This window comes from Chloroflexota bacterium (assembly GCA_016219275.1).
Lineage (GTDB): Bacteria > Chloroflexota > Anaerolineae > UBA4142 > UBA4142 > JACRBM01.
Map to the genome: position 1 here is coordinate 16,812 of JACRBM010000059.1, position 17,101 is coordinate 33,912.

At 56.1% G+C, this 17,101-nt stretch carries 14 protein-coding genes; 6 read left to right on the forward strand and 8 right to left on the reverse strand.

Going from position 1 to position 17,101, the window contains the following annotated elements; all coding sequences use genetic code 11:
• A complete protein-coding gene (locus tag HY868_16755) occupies positions 1-870 on the forward strand; it encodes a tyrosine-type recombinase/integrase (protein MBI5303788.1) in 870 nt (289 codons plus the stop codon).
• Positions 871-1,000: 130 nt separating this feature from the next.
• Here HY868_16755 and HY868_16760 read toward each other — a convergent pair whose 3' ends face one another.
• The 7 genes from HY868_16760 to HY868_16790 all read right to left on the reverse strand — a co-directional run bounded on the left by HY868_16760 (position 1,001) and on the right by HY868_16790 (position 8,623).
• A complete protein-coding gene (locus tag HY868_16760; GenBank protein ID MBI5303789.1) occupies positions 1,001-2,122 on the reverse strand; it encodes an HD domain-containing protein in 1,122 nt (373 codons plus the stop codon).
• Between the two features lie 68 nt (positions 2,123-2,190).
• Positions 2,191-2,466: a hypothetical protein gene (locus tag HY868_16765; GenBank protein ID MBI5303790.1), complete on the reverse strand. Its 276-nt coding sequence runs from the start codon at positions 2,464-2,466 to the stop codon at positions 2,191-2,193.
• The gene (locus tag HY868_16770) at positions 2,432-3,031 is read right to left on the reverse strand and encodes a DUF5317 domain-containing protein (GenBank protein ID MBI5303791.1); all 600 of its coding nucleotides are present in this window, start codon (positions 3,029-3,031) and stop codon (positions 2,432-2,434) included. The genes HY868_16765 and HY868_16770 overlap by 35 nt, the downstream gene beginning before the upstream one ends.
• Before the next feature lie 6 nt (positions 3,032-3,037).
• Complete coding sequence (locus HY868_16775) at positions 3,038-3,178, reverse strand: hypothetical protein (GenBank protein MBI5303792.1); 141 nt, start codon at positions 3,176-3,178, stop codon at positions 3,038-3,040.
• A 206-nt stretch (positions 3,179-3,384) separates the two neighbouring features.
• Complete coding sequence (locus HY868_16780) at positions 3,385-6,585, reverse strand: tetratricopeptide repeat protein (GenBank protein ID MBI5303793.1); 3,201 nt, start codon at positions 6,583-6,585, stop codon at positions 3,385-3,387.
• A 206-nt stretch (positions 6,586-6,791) separates the two neighbouring features.
• A complete protein-coding gene (locus HY868_16785) occupies positions 6,792-7,421 on the reverse strand; it encodes a hypothetical protein (protein MBI5303794.1) in 630 nt (209 codons plus the stop codon).
• A 281-nt stretch (positions 7,422-7,702) separates the two neighbouring features.
• Positions 7,703-8,623, reverse strand: a complete 921-nt coding sequence (locus HY868_16790; GenBank protein ID MBI5303795.1) for a DUF1385 domain-containing protein — start codon at positions 8,621-8,623, stop codon at positions 7,703-7,705.
• 281 nt (positions 8,624-8,904) lie between these two features.
• Between HY868_16790 and HY868_16795 the strand changes: the two genes are divergently transcribed.
• From HY868_16795 to HY868_16815, 5 genes are all read left to right on the forward strand, one after another.
• Positions 8,905-9,396, forward strand: coding sequence for a CinA family protein (locus HY868_16795; GenBank protein ID MBI5303796.1), 492 nt, complete (start codon positions 8,905-8,907; stop codon positions 9,394-9,396).
• A gap of 81 nt (positions 9,397-9,477) precedes the next feature.
• Positions 9,478-10,341, forward strand: a complete 864-nt coding sequence (uppP, locus tag HY868_16800) for an undecaprenyl-diphosphatase UppP (protein ID MBI5303797.1) — start codon at positions 9,478-9,480, stop codon at positions 10,339-10,341.
• A complete protein-coding gene (locus tag HY868_16805; protein ID MBI5303798.1) occupies positions 10,338-11,141 on the forward strand; it encodes a phosphate ABC transporter substrate-binding protein in 804 nt (267 codons plus the stop codon). Before uppP ends, HY868_16805 begins: the two co-directional genes overlap by 4 nt.
• 175 nt (positions 11,142-11,316) lie before the next feature.
• Positions 11,317-12,960: a DUF1800 domain-containing protein gene (locus HY868_16810; GenBank protein MBI5303799.1), complete on the forward strand. Its 1,644-nt coding sequence runs from the start codon at positions 11,317-11,319 to the stop codon at positions 12,958-12,960.
• Between the two features lie 101 nt (positions 12,961-13,061).
• Entirely contained in the window at positions 13,062-14,381 is a 1,320-nt protein-coding gene (locus tag HY868_16815) for a DUF1501 domain-containing protein (protein ID MBI5303800.1), read from the forward strand.
• 146 nt (positions 14,382-14,527) lie between these two features.
• Here the strand turns inward: HY868_16815 and HY868_16820 are convergent, their stop codons facing one another.
• Positions 14,528-17,089, reverse strand: a complete 2,562-nt coding sequence (locus tag HY868_16820) for an FAD-binding protein (GenBank protein MBI5303801.1) — start codon at positions 17,087-17,089, stop codon at positions 14,528-14,530.
• Positions 17,090-17,101: the final 12 nt, after the last annotated feature.

Here is a 17,101-nt window from a genome sequence, read left to right on the forward strand (position 1 = left end):
ATGCTTACTGATCACATCGCCGCATTCCTGGGTGAGTGTAAACGGGCTGGTCTGAGTCCACGCACGATTGATTTTTACGCCTACGTTCTTTCGCTTCTCAATCGTCACTTGGACACACAGCCGATCAATTCAACACTGGTCCACGAGTTCATCGCGGATATGTACGAACGCGAATTGTCCATGTACACCATCCGTGGACGCATTCGCACGTTGAAAAAATTCTTTCGCTGGTGCGTCAGTGATGAACGTTTCGTGACTGACCTGGGAAAGAATCTAACCATTCCACGCGTGCCGGATCGGATCCCGCGCGGAATTAGCATCCCAGATTTTCGGAAACTTTTTGCGGCGGCGCTATCACCCCGTGACCGAGCAATTCTAATTACCTTGCTGGACACGGGATGTCGCGCATCCGAACTGTGCGGGATGCGATTGTCTAACTTGAATCTGAAAGATGGGATTGTTTTGGTTTGTGGAAAAGGCAACCAAGAGGGATTTGTCTCCCTCTCGCCACCAACTCAGGAAGTGATACAGACATGGTTAGACGTACGACAATCGAAGAGTGATTATCTTTTTACATCTAACACTGGAGGGGAATTTACTTACATCACACTAAAAGAAATGTTGCGACGATTGAAACATCGTTCAGGAGTTACAGGACCATGCAACGCACATTCATTTCGTCATGGATTTGCGAGAGAATATGTTCTTGACGGCGGCGATTTGAGTACTCTCGCCGATCTGCTGAGACATCGTGACATCTCAACGACACGCATCTATGCTGTGTTCTCTCGGGCTGAACTGCAACGAAAGCACCAGAAACATAGCCCTGTGGCGCGTCTGGGATTGGGAACGTTGAACCTTCGGAACTGAGGGTTGGGGGTTCGAATCCCTCCGGGCGCGCACATCGCACCTTCAATCACAATCCTCGCCAGATTGCGGTCTGGCGAGGTTTGTGATTGAAGGTGCCTCGCGTTTCCATCCCCAAAAATATCGGTGTGGCTCAACTCAATAAACCGATTCCACTCAATAAAGCAAAGAACGTATCAATGATCTTGGGATCGAACTGCTTGCCGCGTTGTGCAAGCAAATAATCTTGAACTTGCGCCTCAGACCAGGCAGACCGGTAAGGTCGGTCAGAGCGTAAGGCATCCCACACATCGACGACCGCAAATACGCGTGCCGCCAATGGAATTTGGGTTTCGCGCATTCCACGCGGATATCCTGTGCCGTCCCATCGTTCGTGATGACAATAAGGAATGTCCAAAGCAAGGCGTAGGAAGGGAATGGGAGAGAGAATGTCATTGGCATAGACCGGATGCTGTCGCATGACCAACCATTCCTCTTCGGTAAGCGGTCCTTGCTTGAACAAAATCCAATCGGAGATTCCCAGTTTGCCGATATCGTGCAACAGCGCGCCCCACCGCACATACTTGAGCTGATCCTGGGTCATCCCGATGGTATGCGCCAAACGAATCGTCATCTCGGTCACGCGCTGGGTGTGTCCCTCTGTCTCGCGATCGCGCAAATCGAGCGCGCGCGACCAACCTTCAATCGTCGTATCGTACGCGCGCGCGAGTTCGAGATTGGAACGCTGCAAATCGCTGTGCAGCGCCACATTGTCAATCGCGATCGCGGCTTGCGTCGCGATCGCGTAGAGCGAATCCAACCACTCCATCGGCGGTGTGAACGAAGCGCGCCGGAAAAGTTCTAACACGCCTTTCACTTCGCCTTTGGCAATCAGCGGAACCGCATGATACGCGATGAACCGTTCGTTCGCCAGCAGCAGAGAACGCGTAAAATCGCCCGCCTCTGCGCCCAGATCGGGAATGGCGACGATGCGTCGTTTGGCAACCGCGTGTCCAGCATGTCCCTCGCCCACGCGTAAATGGGTGTGCTGAAGCGCGGCGGTATGGAAACCACGACCAGCCGCATACTCAAGGAGCATACTCTGGGGATTTAGGAGCAGGATTGTTGCCGCATCCACTTTGAGATGCGGAATGATCTGGTCCAGCACCGTTCCGAGCACAACGTATGGATCAGAATTGGAGATGATCGCCAAGTCAATGTTGTGCAACGCGTTCAGGCGCTCGACTTGGTATGCTAGATTTGCTTGAGCCCCCATAGAATCACCATTACGTGACTCAACGAGGTGTGAAATTGACGTAACGGTGTAGAACTTGGGATCGAACATTACACACCACGTTGTGCACACTGCACACGGTCGCGCTCACTCGCACCATATCCCATCCGCTCTTCAAAGATCCAATTCGCAACCGTATTGACGAACGCGCGATAGTCATCGGTATGAATCCGACAGAGGACGGCTTTTTCCTCCGGCGTCAGATGAAACCGTTCCGAGTTGTACCCTTCTGCGGCGCGCAACGGATCGCGCATCAACAATTCCCTGTACTTGCGATCCAGCGCGCCGGCGCTAACCAGTCGCTCCAGATCGAGATGATTCACCATGGACCACTCCTTTGGGCTTGGAAAATTGATAGAGGGCAACGCCAAAGCCCACCAATAGAACTAGATCGCCAATACTAAAAGCCGTCGGCAACGGAAACGGACGACTCAGCACGAACACATCACCGAGAAACCAAAACGGCGCGTCGGATGCCGGCAACACGATGTCTTTTGAGCCAGGTCGCACCAATCCACTTTGCCAATGCTCAACCGCGACCGCCGGATTCAACTTGGACATCGCCTCCGGCGTGATGGGCATGTATCCACCGTTGAATATCATCGGCAACAGGTTCAACAGGAAACCGACCGCCAAGAGCCAAAGAGCCGGCGTGGATCGGTTCGCAACAAAGAAAACGACCAATAAACATTGGGATAGAACGAACAAGATTGTTCGTTCTATCCCGCCAGCCCACCGCAATGCAATTGCCTGAAGAACCAATCCAACGACTGGCAGCAACAGAAACCTAAACGGCGGCAGAGTGGACGATTGATGAGTTGGATGAGCACGCGCTTGCCAAAGCAGGATTCCAGCACCTAGCGCGAACAGGACGATTGCAAAGAGCGTCATAACGGATTAGCACACAGATGAGCCGCAGGAAATGTCATCCGGCGCACCAGCGGCAAGCGCAAGTGCGATCAGCGTCAAGAGCAAGATGACCCAAATGAGTCGCGGCGAACCAAGCAATTTGACGACCAACAGATTCAATTTTTCCACGGGAACCTCCTCCAAGATTCGTTTCAGGTTTGATTTGCCCCCAGTATAACGACCGCCTGTTACCAGGTTGTTACCGCGCAAAAAGAAAAAACCTGCCAAGTGTTTAGGAATTGGCAGGTTTACAAACAAGTACAAACTTCCGTCTCGTGGAGATCAGACCTTCAGGTTTCGCGCAAACGCCTGGAAGGTCAACGGATCAATCTCGACTACACCGTCATTTGAACGATTCGCCGGTAAAAGCGCTGGACCTCGGGCGATGGTTCGACCCCCATTTCTTCCTGAAGCATCGTCTTTAGTTTTTCATAGTGCGCTAATGCGGCAGCGCGATTACCCATTCGAACATGGGTTTGCATTCCACCTCGCCACGCCGCTTCGAAGAAGGGTTCGCTGCGCGACGCTCGGTTGTATGTTTGCAACGCAGCGTCTAGATCGCCCACTTGATTGTACGTTTCGCCAAGCGAGATGAGCGCGGCGAGATAAATTTTCTTCAATCGCTCGCGCTCGACTATGACCCAATCACCCTCCACACGTTCCAGGTAATCGCCGCGATACAACTCGAGCGCCTGTTCCAAACGCGCGATTTTGGCGCGCTCGCCCTGAGCGCGATTGGCGTCCGTTAAACCTTTTTCAAACTCGTACGTATCGTACCATAACTGTTCTGGCGCGAGCGCGTACCATCCATTCGCCAAAACGACGGGGCACAATGCCTTGCGAATACGGGTGGCGGTGATACGCAGCGCGCCGTCCGCGCGTTCAGCGGAAGAATCGGGCCAAAACAGTTCCCACAATTCATCGCGCCGCGCGCCTTGCGGATAACGCGTCAGCAAAAACAAAAACAACTCGCGCGCCTGCGGACGCAATTGAGATACCTCGACGCCGTTGAACGTAAAGCGTTCCTGTCCCAGCGTATAGACCGACAACGCCGGCGTTGCCTGCGTCGCAGTGACATACACAAACGTCTGAGAAGGAACTGGGCGAATGCGTTCGAGAATTTGTTTGAACCGCGCACCCACCTGGCGCATGGTGCTCGCCATTCGCAGCGTCAACTCAGTTCTACGCCCATCCACCACCAGGAAATTATCGTAGCCCAACTCATCCACCAACCTTGCCACAGGCATAAGATGCTTTTGAGCCAGTTCCACTTTTCCTTGAATGTTGAGCGCGTGCGCCAAATTGAATTCGGTTTGCGCCTCTAAATGCTTGTTGCCGCTTGCATGGAACAACGCGGACGCTTCGCCGAATAGTACAATCGCCTCATCCAGTTGCGCCTGTTCTTGGGCTAACAAGCCACGGCATAATTTGAACTGCCCCACTTCGAGCGCGGACTCGTTCGTTTGAACATGTTGCGCCGCCGAATCAAGCCATTCGCGCGCGCGCCGCAAATCACCCATCAAGCGATAACAGTCACTCGTACCCAATTTGCTGTAAAAAACGATATACGCACGATGCGCCTCTTGCGCGGCGCGTAAACTGTCAGCATAAAATTCAAGGGCTTGAGGATAATCCCCAAGGTCACGATACAAGTCTCCTAGTGTGGCGAGTACAAGCGCTTCAATCCGACGCGTGCCCTCTTCACGCGCGCGAACAAGCGCATCGCGTAAGATTTTATCTGCTTCGCGAGTCTCCCCTTGCAAGTAATAGACATTCCCAAGACTATTCAACGTGCTCGCTGCACTACCTGGATTCTGTAATTGTTCCCACAAGCGCAGGGCTGCGCTATAATAGGACAATGCTTCGGAAAGCAAACCTTGTGCGCGCGTAGTAATGCCGAGATCGTGGTATACGTTTGCTTGACCGATTAGATCCTCGGTAGCGCCGAACATCTCAGACGCGTTTTTCAAATGGGCAAAAGCATTCGCCAGATCACCTAGTGAGTATTCCGATGTCCCACGCAAATGCAAACTTGCCGCTTTCAAACGCATGGCTTGGGAATGAGATAGCGAACCAACCAGCGCGTCTATCTTGTCAGCGTGTTCGATACACTCACGGTAGCGACCCAATAAAGCTAGAACGGCACCCTTCAATTCGATCTTGTCGGCGGCAGAAATCGGATCGCCCATTTGCTCGAAGAGACGCGCGGCGCTATCGAAAAAGAACAACGCTTGCTCCAACTCGCCGCGTGAGCGGTGGATTTTACCTTTCAGACTTTGGAGGTGCGGACGCAGGTCGCTGGTCTGCGCGGGCAATGCCTCAAGCCACGGCGACATGACGGCGATGTGCGAAGGCGTCCGCAATGAATCTTCCGCCGATTCCAACGCGCGCACGGCATCTTCGGTGCGTCCCAACGAGAGATGAATCTCGACCACGCGCTCCCATTGCCCCTGCTCTTCAAACAACTTGGCGCACGTCAACGCCAGCGTTTCAAACCACGCTGGATCCTCGTACCGCAATCGCGTTTTGAGAAACTCGCGAAACAAGGGATGATACGTGTACGCTTCCGTCGTGCCACCCAACCGCGTCACGAAAAGTTGTTGGCTCTGCAGAATATCCAAATGCTGACGCGCGTGTTCCACGCCGGGCAAACGATTCAGCAGGTCCGGGTCGAGTGGGTCGAGAATCGAAGAGCCGATCATGAATCGCTGAATTTCGGGCGGCTGTTTCGCAAAGACCTGCTCGGCAAGATATTCATACACACGCCCCGCCGCGTCGGGCGCGAGCGCCGCGCCTTCCACCAATTCACGCCAACCCATTTGGTGCGCCATCAAAAGTAGGGCGGTGATCCATCCATCCGTCACCTGAGCCAATTCTTGGGCGCGCTCTTCGGGAACAGCCAACTTGAAATTCTGTTGAACCAGCGCTTGAATTTCTGGCGCGGTGAACTTGAGTTCGTTGATGCTGAGACCGTCCATTTGCCCGCGCGCGAGGAGTAGGATTTGATCCGGAATTTTCGGCAGCGTGCGCGAATCAAGGATGAGATGACAACTCTCTGCGCCGTACCGAATCAACAGCGCGACAAGATCGTGAATCGTCGGGTTGTGAATGGCGTGATAGTCGTCGAAGATGATGACCAGATGATCGGGCAACCGGAATAGATCGTTCGCGATGAGCGCGACGACACTCTGCAGTGATTCGAGCGAATCCGCGGCGCGGTCGAGCGCCATCAGGGCTTGCGAGCCAAAAGTCGGAAAGTGGACGCGGATCGAGGCGAGGAGGTACTGCAAAAAAGTATGCGGAGTGTTATCGAATTCATCCAGCGCGTACCACGCGACGGGAAAGTCTGCATCGTGGGCAAAATCAATCAGCAGACTCGTCTTGCCGTAACCAGCCGGCGCGGTGATCAAACAAAGTTGTTTTTCGATGTGAGCGTAGAGAAAGTCAATCAACCGCGGACGGCGTAACAAGTCTGCGCGACGAGGCGGACGGTGAGTCTTGGCAACCACCAAGGATGCCGTTGAGTTTAGAGCCATTGGTTCCTATTCACAAGCCACACGGCAAGTCTCTCGCGTGATTTAATTATACCACAAGTCTGCTAGACACACCTCTTTCGTTTCTCAGCCACCATTCTTTATTCCGCGAATTCTGCGAATCTCCGCTAATTTTTCATTCACATTCGCGTCATTCGCGGATAATTCCGTGCGTCTGTGTGCGCCAATGACGAAAAACTGAGTCACGATCACGGTACAATTTGGTACCAAAACATGGAGAGAAAACCACGCGCGTCCGGCTTGGTCAACTCTTTGACGATTTGCGGTGCGCCGTTCGAACAACGCCATTCGTACACCGTCGCGCGCCCGGTGACGACCGCGGGGATCACGCTGGCGTTGCGATTCGTCTTGCAAAAATCCGTGATCGCGGTTGAAGGGGTGCGACTCGTGTTCGCTTTTTCCTGGCATGGGATATTCGCGCCGAAACTGCACGCCCACACCTGATTGTTCATACAGCGCCACGTCGTCAATCGTGCGTTTTGCTCCACCGATGCATCCGGCGCAAGTTTCATCGCGCGCATCAAACCCTTGACGACCGTGTCCGGTGTTTTCGGTCCGCTGTAGCGCGCATCCGGTTCGTCCACGGTACCGATTGTCGTGCAGTACGCGAATGGATCGGCGATGCCGGTTGATGCCGGCGTTGCCGGCGGGAGGATCACCACATACGGCGTTGGATTGGGTTGCACGACGATTTGCGTGCTAACCACGGCAAGCGTCGGACTAGGCACCGGACCCACCGGCGTCGCCGCTTGCGAGCCGCACGCCGATAGAACGAGCGCACCGAACGCGCTCGCGAGTATGATCAGTTTTCGATTCATACCAACCTTCCCGATACCAATACTCTCGCTATAGAGCAACACCTTCGCCATTTCGTTTTCGCCCATCGATTTATCCGCGAATCTCGCGAATCTTCGCGAATTTTCTTTTTTATTCGCGTTATTCGCGGATCACCTCGTGGTTTTGGCGAAGGTATTGTATAGAGGTTTAGGTCTGGTTTTAGGAATTCCGCATAGACGTACAGCAAACTTATAATCGAAGCACAGGTGCCCGGTCGCAGAACATTCGTTTATTCATTCGTCCGTTTATTCATTCGTCCGTTTCAATTTCGCTGACTTGCGTTCTCTTCCGCTTGAACCTTGTGGAGCGCCGCGACGGCGACTTGAATCATCTGATCATCCGGCTCGCGCGTCGTGAAACCTTGGAGCGCCAAGCTGGGTTTGACGACGAGCCACTCGAGCACCGGATTATTTTGGTGCGCCGAACTGAACTTGATGAGTTCATAACTCAGCGCGGCGACGACCGGGATCAACACGATGCGCGACACGATTCGCAAAACCAGCGGCGGTTGACCCAACAACACGAACACAAGAATCGAAACAACGACGACGGTCAGTAAAAAGCCCGTGCCGCAACGCGGATGCGCTTTGCTAAATTTCTGAATCGTCTCCGGCGTGAGCGCTGCGCCGGCTTCTTCGGCGGCAATTGTCTTGTGTTCCGCGCCGTGATATTGAAACACGCGGCGCACATCCGGCATCAAACTGATCGCCCACAAGTACGCCAGAAACAGCGACAGGCGGATCGCGCCTTCGAGCAAATTGCTCGCGAGCGATGTGGCATCGCGATGGACGAGCCAGGTCGCCAAATACGGATCGGCGAAATTCACAAGCACGAGCGGCAACACGAAGAACAGACCGATGCCGAACGTGAGCGACACCGCGAGCGTACCAAAGGCGACGCCCGCCGGCAATCCCTGGCTCGGCGCGGGTGTCGCGGTCGGCGACCCAGGTTTACTTTCGACGTGATCGTGGGGCTTGTCTTCTTGCACCGCGATGTTCGCCGAAAACAGCAACATCTTGGTGCCCAACACCAACGTGTCCCACAGAATCGTCATCGCGCGCAAGAACGGCAGTTTCGACCAACGGCTCGCGTAAATCGCCGGCGCAATTGGTTCGCTCACTGTGACAATCGTGCCCTGGGGATCGCGCACGGCGCATGCAACAAAACGACGACCGCGCATCATCACGCCTTCAATGACCGCTTGACCGCCGTAGATGGGTTTATTTTTCAACGGTTCACCTCGCAACAGAATGCAGGGATTTTATACCAGAGGCGCGAATGTGTCAAGGAAAAATCGCGCGTACCGCGGGGGCGAGGCATTCGCCACATCAACATCGTGCGACAGGGCGAATCGAACTCGACGAACATTCTGACCGTCTCGTATTTTTGCGAATGCCTCGCCCCCACGAATGGCGCGTTGTGTTTGACTCTCGTGTCATCTCTGATATAATGCCGCGCATGTCTATTCCAGATCAAGATTCGCTCGCGCGCGCGGTTCACGAATTGCTCCTCGCGCGCAAACAAACACTGGCAATTGCGGAATCGTGCACTGGCGGACTCGTCACGCATCGTCTCACCAATCTTGCGGGCAGTTCCAACTATTTGATTGCCGCCGTGATCGCGTACGCGTACCAAGCCAAGGTCGCCGCACTCGGCGTGACCTGGGATACGCTCAATCATCACGGCGCGGTCAGCCCGGAAACGGCGACCGAAATGGCGCGCGGCGCGCGCGAGAAATTTTCCGCGACGATCGGCGTCGCGGTCACCGGCATCGCGGGACCAGGCGGCAGTACACCGGACAAACCGGTCGGACTTACTTACCTCGCGCTCGCGAGCGCGGACGGCGTGATCGTCGAAAAGCACATTTGGAACGGCGACCGCGTCGCGAACAAAACGCAAAGTGCGGATGCAGTCCTGCATTTGTTGCTACGCTATTTGTCAAATCCAAAATCGTAATTCAAAATTCGAAATTCGGAATTACGGCAAACCTGGCAGTTGAATTTCGAATTACGAATTTTGAATTTCCAAAGGCGCATCATGCAAATCCTCCAAGCCATTCTGCTCGGTATCATCCAAGGTCTCACCGAATTCATCCCAATCTCCAGCTCCGCACATCTCGTCATCGTGCCATGGTTGTTCGAGTGGAACGACCCCGCGCTCGAAAGTTTGACATTCGACGTCGCGCTGCATCTCGGCACGCTCCTCGCGCTCCTCGCGTTTTTCGCGAGCGACTGGGTACGCTTGATTCGCGCCGGCATCGCGAGCATCCTCGAACGCAAAATTGGCGATGACGTGGATCGGCGGCTCGCGTGGTTTCTCGTCGTCGGTTCGATTCCCGGCGGAGTCGTCGGTGTGCTCGCCGAAAGCAAAATCGAAGAGCTATTTCACCCAAAGAACGCACCGATTCAGGCGACGGCGATGATCGCGATGGGCGTGATTATCGCGTTGCTCGGCGCGGCGCTGTTCGCGGCGGAACGCTTGGCGCGACATCTGCGAACATTGCCGCAAGTCACTTGGCGCGACGCGATCTTGATCGGCATCGCGCAATCGTTCGCGATTTTTCCGGGCGTCTCGCGCTCGGGCGCGACGATCACCACCGGTCTCGCGCTCGGGTTGCAACGCGAAACCGCCGCGCGTTTTTCGTTCCTGCTCTCCGCGCCAATCATCGCCGGTGCTGGCGCAAAAAGTCTGTGGGATATTTTCAAAGCATTGACGAGCGGCGCGATCACTGCGTCCGAATTCGTGCTCTTTCCGATCGGTTTTCTCGCGGCGGCGATTAGCGGCTACTTGTGCATCAAGTTCCTGTTGCAATTTTTGCAACGCAACACCACCAACCTGTTCGTCTACTATCGTTGGGCGCTCGCCGTCGTTATCATCATCGTCGCGCTGATCCGAGGATGAATTTGCGTCGCGCGATTTTCATCCTGGCTTGTATTCTCGCGCTGACCGCGTGCGACGCGACCGCGACCCCGCGTCCGCCCACGCGCCTCACGCTCATCGGCGACGACACGATGGCGTGGCTCGCGCAAGAACTCGGCAAGGCGTACACGCAACGCCACCCCGCCGTCACCTTCTCGATTCAATCCGCAAACCCGACGACCGCATTGAGCGCGGCGAACGAGTACTCGTTTACAATCGGTCTCGTCGCGCGTGCGATCAAGCCCACCGAACTACCGCGCACGCGTGCGACGCCGATTGCACTCGACGGCATCGCGGTCATCGTGAATCGCGCGAATCCGATCAACGCGATCCAACGCAGTCAGATCGCCGAAATCTTTAGCGGACAAATCGCGACCTGGCCCCTCGGACCGAGCATCGGCAAACCAATTGTTGTCGTCAGCCGCGAAGATGGCGCGGGTACGCGCGACGCGTTCGACGCGATGGTGATGGGCACACAACGCGTGACGCGCGCCGCGCTCGTCATGCCGAACGAAACCGCGATGGTGGACTATATCGCCAAACACGTCGAAGCGATTGGCTACGGCTCCCTGGGCGCGCTGACGCCGGACGTGAACGCACTCATCATTGACGACGTGCCGCTCACATCGCAAACTGTCGAGGCGAAAAAGTATCCGCTCGTCCGCGTCCTCTCCTTCATCGCACCGCAAACTCCCGACCCCGAAGTGCAAGATTTCATCGCGTTCGCCTTGAGCGCGGAGGGTCAAAAGATCGTCGCGCAGAGGTACGGACGCGTGCAGTAAAGGATGATGACCGCGATATTCTCAAGCCAAACCGAAACGTAGAGGCGCCCCGGCGGGGCGCCTCTACACCCACGATAATTTATCCAAAATAATTTACAACAATTTTACACCCCCCTAACTCCACCCTTACCCATCTGCGATTATAATGCAAGCAACTCTGATGAAGGAGATGCTTATGGAAATGACTCGCCGCGAGTTTATCAAAGATATGTCCTTTGCCGCCGCGCTCGTCGGATTGCCAGCGTGGGCAACCCAGATGGACGAGAACCCTCTCGACGCGATGCTCACACGCGCACCCGCCGATTATCCCTGGACATTCATCCCCGCGCACGAACTTGGAACTGGCAACCCGATCATCACCCCGCTCAATCGCATCGCGTTTGGTCCGCGCCCCGGCGATTTCGAACGCGTGCAAAGCATCGGCATAGACGCGTACATCGAAGAACAACTCAGCCCCGATACGCTCGACGATTCGCCGCTGCAGCAATGGCTCGATCAAGCATACCCCACGCTCAAGATGAGTACCGCCGAGCTAGCGGAAAAATATCAGCAGCCCCAGCCAATCACACCGAGCGAACGCGCACAGCGCGCACAACGCGCGGGCGAACTCGGCATCAAGTTTCCCCCACTGCCCGGACCCAACGACATCGCGCAAGAATTGCAAGAGGCGACGATCATGCGCGCGATCTCTAGTCGCCGGCAATTATTCGAAACGCTCGTGGATCATTGGTCGAATCACTTTTCGATGTTCATCGGCAAAAATGGCGTTCGCTGGACGAAAACCGCAGACGACCGCGACGTGATTCGGAAATACGCGCTCGGTAATTTTCGGGATCTGTTGCTTGCGAGCGCGCAGAGTCCGGCGATGCTCGAATATCTCGACAACAATCTCAACGTCAAGGGTGTGCCGAACGAAAACTATGCGCGCGAAATCATGGAATTGCACTCGCTCGGTGTAGACGGCGGCTATACGCAAAAAGATGTGCAAGAGTTGGCGCGCGCCTTGACCGGATGGACAACGCGTGATCCGCGCCGCGTCGCCGTCGGAATGATGATGCAAAACGAGGTCGGCAAATTCGAATTCAACGCGAACCAACACGACCAAGGCGCAAAGACGATTCTCGGCGTCACACTCCCGGCGAACGGCGGCATCAACGATGGACTCAGGATGATTGACGCGCTCGCCAATCATCCCTCGACCGCGCGCTTTGTGACGCGTCGTCTAATCACGCGCTACGTCGCCGACACGCCGCCGCCCGAGTTGTGGAACCGCGCGGCGAGTACGTTCACGCAAACAAAAGGCGATCTACGCGCGGTGTTGAGTGTGATTCTGCATTCGGACGAGTTCAAGAATTCCTTCGCGCAAAAAATCAAGCGACCGTTTGAAGTTGTCGCTTCGATGGCGCGCGCAGTAGATTTGAAATTGGATGACGCGCGCGCGGTCAACCTGGGTCTGCGCGCGATGGGGCAAGGATTATTCATGCTCGTCACACCCGACGGCTATCCCGATACCGGGACCGCGTGGATCAACACGAGCGCACTGCTCGCGCGATGGAACCTGGCATTGACCGTCGCGTACAATCGCGTGCCGCAAGGCAAGGTGGATTTGCCCGGCATGATGAAGAGCGCAAACGTTCGCACTGCCGGCGAAGCGGTGGATTTTTGGATCAATGCGATCTTGCATCGCACGATTCCGGACAAGGATCGCGCCAAAATCATCAACATCCTCGCCGCGAACGCGAACGCGAATTTCGACGTATCGCGTCTACCTGATCTCGTCGCGCTGATTCTCGCCTCGCCGCATTTTCAATACCGCTGATAGCAAATAGCGAATAGCGAATGGCGAATGATAACAATCATCTGCCATCGGCTATCCGCCATCCGCCATCTGCCAATCTGGAGGATTCTCAAATGAACGATATAACTTCTCGCCGCGAATGGTTGCAACGTACAGGGATGATCGCGCTAGGTGTCGCCGCATTTCCCGCGTGGATGCCACGGCTCGCGCTCGCGCCGCAGGGCGCGCCGACGCGCGGCGATGTGCTCGTCTGCGTGTTCATGCGCGGCGCGGCGGATTGCCTCAACCTCGTCGCGCCGCACGGCGACAAGGATTACTACGCCGCGCGCGCGACACTCGCTATCGCGCAACCGAAAGCATCACAAAATCAAACCGCGATAGACCTGGACGGATTTTTCGGTTTGCATCCGGCGCTGCGTCCGTTCAAAGCGATTTACGATGCGCGCGATCTTGCGATCATTCACGCGGTCGGCTCGCCCGATCCAACGCACTCGCATTTCGACGCGATGGACTACATGGAACGCGGCACGCCCGGCGAAAAACAAATGACGACCGGCTGGATCGGGCGGCATCTGCAAATGATGGCGACCTCGAATCAATCGCCGTTCCGCGCGATTGGCATGGGAGCGCTGTTGCAACAATCGCTGCGCGGCACCGTGCCGGCGACCGCGCTGCAAAGCATCGCGGACTTTCATCTGCAAGGCGATCAACGCCGCGTGCAACAAATGCAAACCGCGCTCGCGTCGTTGTACGAAGGCGATGGATTCATCGAAACGAACGGACAACAAACGTTGCAGGCGATGCGCGACCTTGCCAAGATCACATCGTCCAAGTACACGCCCGCCGGTGGCGCGAAATACCCGGACACTGCGTTCGGTAAATCGTTGATGGCAATCGCGCAGTTGATCAAAGCCGGCATCGGCGTCGAAGTGGCGTGCGCCGACTTGGGTGGCTGGGACACGCACGTGCAACAAGGCAACGCGACCGGGCAACAGGCGCAACTCGCGGAAGAATTATCGCAAAGCATCGCGGCGTTCTACACCGACATGCGCGATCAGATGAAACAGATCACGCTCGTCACGATGACCGAGTTCGGTCGCCGCGTGCAGGAGAATTCGAATCGCGGCACCGATCACGGACATGGCAGCGCGATGTTCGTGCTGGGCGGCAACATCAACGGCGGCAAGGTGTACGGCGAGTGGCTCGGCTTGGGCAAAGACAAACTGTACGGTCCCGGCGACCTCGCGGTGACGACGGATTTTCGCGACGTGCTCGGTGAAATCGTCCAGAAACGTTTGGCAAACTCGAATCTTGCCGGCGTGTTTCCAAATTACCCGACGTTCAAGTTTCGCGGGATCGCGAAGGAACAAACCGCGATGCAGACCGCGCCCAGTTACGCGATTGAATTGCCGTTTAACATTCGGATTCCGCTGCCGGCGTAGCCGACCGCCGGACGATGACCGCAGACCGCCGTAAAAAAACACCCGTGTTTCCAAATTGGAAACGCGGGTGTTTGTATGTTCTTTTTATCCGCGAATCACGCGAATGTTCGCTAATTATTTTTTCGCGTAGTTTGCGGATGAAATTTTTACACAATGAACGCACCGGGATTGCACAATCCACGCGGGTCCCATTTGTTTTTGAGCGCGCGCATCACATCAAGCAAATCTGGTTGATGTCCCCACACATCGTTCGATGCGCCGCTCAACACAACCGCGTATCCACCAACCGCGCGAGCGGCTTGGCGCAATCCTGCGAGCGACGCGTTGTGCGCGTAGATCAAACCGTTGCCAAAATCCACCATCGCGCGCGTGGCATCAAGTTTCGCGACGACGCTCGCGAGGTCTTTCGCCGGCACACCCGCGCGCACGAGCGTACCTTCGCGCGACGACGCGTTGATCCAGTTGCCCCACAAATCCGTACCCGACAACGACTCGTCCTGGGTCGCGGTGAATCCCTCCGCCGCGATCACTTGACGCGCTTCATCAAGTTCCGCGTCCACATCTTCCGGCAAACCTTCGGCAGTATAGACCATCGCGTACGGCGAAGATGTCCCAGGCACATCACATCCTTTGCACAGCAACAGCGACGACGCGACCAGACACACGCGCAGTAAACGCATTCCCAGTTTCGTCCCACGATTCAAATCGTCTACCGGCACAACAAGCGTTTTCCGCGCGCGGGGGAACGGCATCAACTTGAATGTCACCTCGGTCATCACACCGAGCGTGCCGTGCGCGCCGATGAACAATTTCACCAGATCGTACCCCGCGACATTCTTGACGACCGGCTTGCCCGCGTGAATGATGCGCCCATCGGGCAACACATTCGTGACCGTCAAGATCAAATCGCGGAGCGCGCCGTACCGCATTCGCAATGGCGCGTTGTAATTCGTCGCGACGATGCCGCCGATGGTCGCTTCGTTCCACGGTGAGGCAATTGGCGCCCAGACTTGATCGCGCGCAAGTTCGGTTTGCAATTCCGCGAGCGTTGTGCCCGCGCCAACCGTCACGTACAAATCATCCCGCGCGTATGCCTTGACGCCGCGCAGCCCACGCGTGTCGAGCACGATTGCCCCCTCCCCTGTCTTTGGCGGGGGAGGGATGGGGAGGGGGTTGGTGCTTGCACGAATCGTCACACTCGGCGCGGTATTCATCGCGTTCCACGCGCGGAACGCATCCGAAATTTCTTCGATAGACGATGGCGCGAACTCGCCGGTGATCGGCGCGCTCAGACCTGTCAGGTCTCTGAGACCTGACAGGTCTTTAATTCCCGGAATGATTTTGTTTGGATTGAGCAAGTGCCGCGGATCGAAAATATCCTTAATCTCTTGTTGCGCCTGCAATTCTTCCGGGCTGAACATCAGCGGCATATACTTTATCTTCTCACTGCCGACGCCATGTTCGCCGGTGATCGTGCCGCCCTGGCGCACGCACAACTCCATCACTTGTTGTCCGGCGATGTGCATACGTTGCACCATCTCTGGATTGCGCGGATCGAACATGATGAGCGGATGCAAATTGCCATCGCCCGCGTGGAACACGTAACCGACGCGCAACTCTTGCTCCGCGCAAATGTCATTGATCGCGCCGAGCGTCTTGCCGAGTTTGGAACGCGGCACCGTGCCGTCCACCATCAAAAACGCCGGACTGATTTGCGCGATCGCGCCGAACGCGCTCTTCCGCGCGTACCAAATTTGATCGCGTTCCGCCGCCGTTTTCGCGAGCCGCAATTCGCGCGCGCGATTTGCGCGCAAGACCTGGCTGAACTCGTTCATCTGCGAATCCAGACTCGCGGGAAACCCATCGGCTTCGATGATGAGCAACGCGTTCGCCTCGGTCGGTAAACCGGCATGGACAAAATTCTCGACGATGCCGATCATATTCTTGTCCATCATTTCCAAAGTCGCCGGCACCAAACCGCGCGCGATCACCGCCGAGACCGCGTCGCCGGCTTCCTCGACGGAATCGAACGTCGCCATCATCGTCTTGACGCCGGGAATGTTGCGAATCAATCGCACGTACATTTCGGTCATCACGCCGAGCGTTCCTTCCGAGCCGACAAAAATTCCGGTGAGATCGTACTCGGGATAATCGAGCGCGCGTCCGCCGGTGATGACGACGCGTCCATCGGCAAGCACCACCTTCGCGCCAGTGACGTAATTTGTCGTCACACCGTACTTGAAACAGTGCGGACCGCCGGCGTTCTCCGCCCAGTTGCCGCCCAGCGTACACGAACGACCGCTCGCTGGATCGGGTGGATAGTATAACCCTTTTGTTTTTACAAACTCGTCGAACGTTTGATGTACGATCCCAGGTTGCGCGATTGCGGTTCGTCCAACTTCATCCAACTCAACGACTTTTTTCATTCGCGCGAACGACATTACGATACCGCCATCGCCCGCGAGCGCGCCGCCGCTCAACCCCGTGCCCGCGCCGCGCGGCACGAGCGGCACGCCGTGCTCGATTGCCCAGTGCACCATCGCGACCACATCGTTCGTATCGCGCGGCAAGACGAGCGCGGACGGATGACCGATGCCGAGTGAGCCGTCAATTTCGTACGTGAGCAACTCGACCGGATTCGTCACCACGCTCTCGCGCGGCAAGATAGCGTGAAGCGATTTTGTTATTTCGGCAGTTGGAGTTTGCATCAGACTCCTTGA

Coding starts and splice junctions, on each gene's coding strand:
- HY868_16760 (MBI5303789.1), bottom strand. CDS start 2,122: ATGGGGGCTCAAGCAAATCTAGCATACCAAGTCGAGCGCCTGAACGCG.
- HY868_16765 (MBI5303790.1), bottom strand. CDS start 2,466: ATGGTGAATCATCTCGATCTGGAGCGACTGGTTAGCGCCGGCGCGCTG.
- uppP (MBI5303797.1), top strand. CDS start 9,478: ATGCAAATCCTCCAAGCCATTCTGCTCGGTATCATCCAAGGTCTCACC.
- HY868_16780 (MBI5303793.1), bottom strand. CDS start 6,585: ATGGCTCTAAACTCAACGGCATCCTTGGTGGTTGCCAAGACTCACCGT.
- HY868_16805 (MBI5303798.1), top strand. CDS start 10,338: ATGAATTTGCGTCGCGCGATTTTCATCCTGGCTTGTATTCTCGCGCTG.
- HY868_16790 (MBI5303795.1), bottom strand. CDS start 8,623: ATGATGCGCGGTCGTCGTTTTGTTGCATGCGCCGTGCGCGATCCCCAG.
- HY868_16785 (MBI5303794.1), bottom strand. CDS start 7,421: ATGAATCGAAAACTGATCATACTCGCGAGCGCGTTCGGTGCGCTCGTT.
- HY868_16820 (MBI5303801.1), bottom strand. CDS start 17,089: ATGCAAACTCCAACTGCCGAAATAACAAAATCGCTTCACGCTATCTTG.
- HY868_16770 (MBI5303791.1), bottom strand. CDS start 3,031: ATGACGCTCTTTGCAATCGTCCTGTTCGCGCTAGGTGCTGGAATCCTG.
- HY868_16755 (MBI5303788.1), top strand. CDS start 1: ATGCTTACTGATCACATCGCCGCATTCCTGGGTGAGTGTAAACGGGCT.
- HY868_16810 (MBI5303799.1), top strand. CDS start 11,317: ATGGAAATGACTCGCCGCGAGTTTATCAAAGATATGTCCTTTGCCGCC.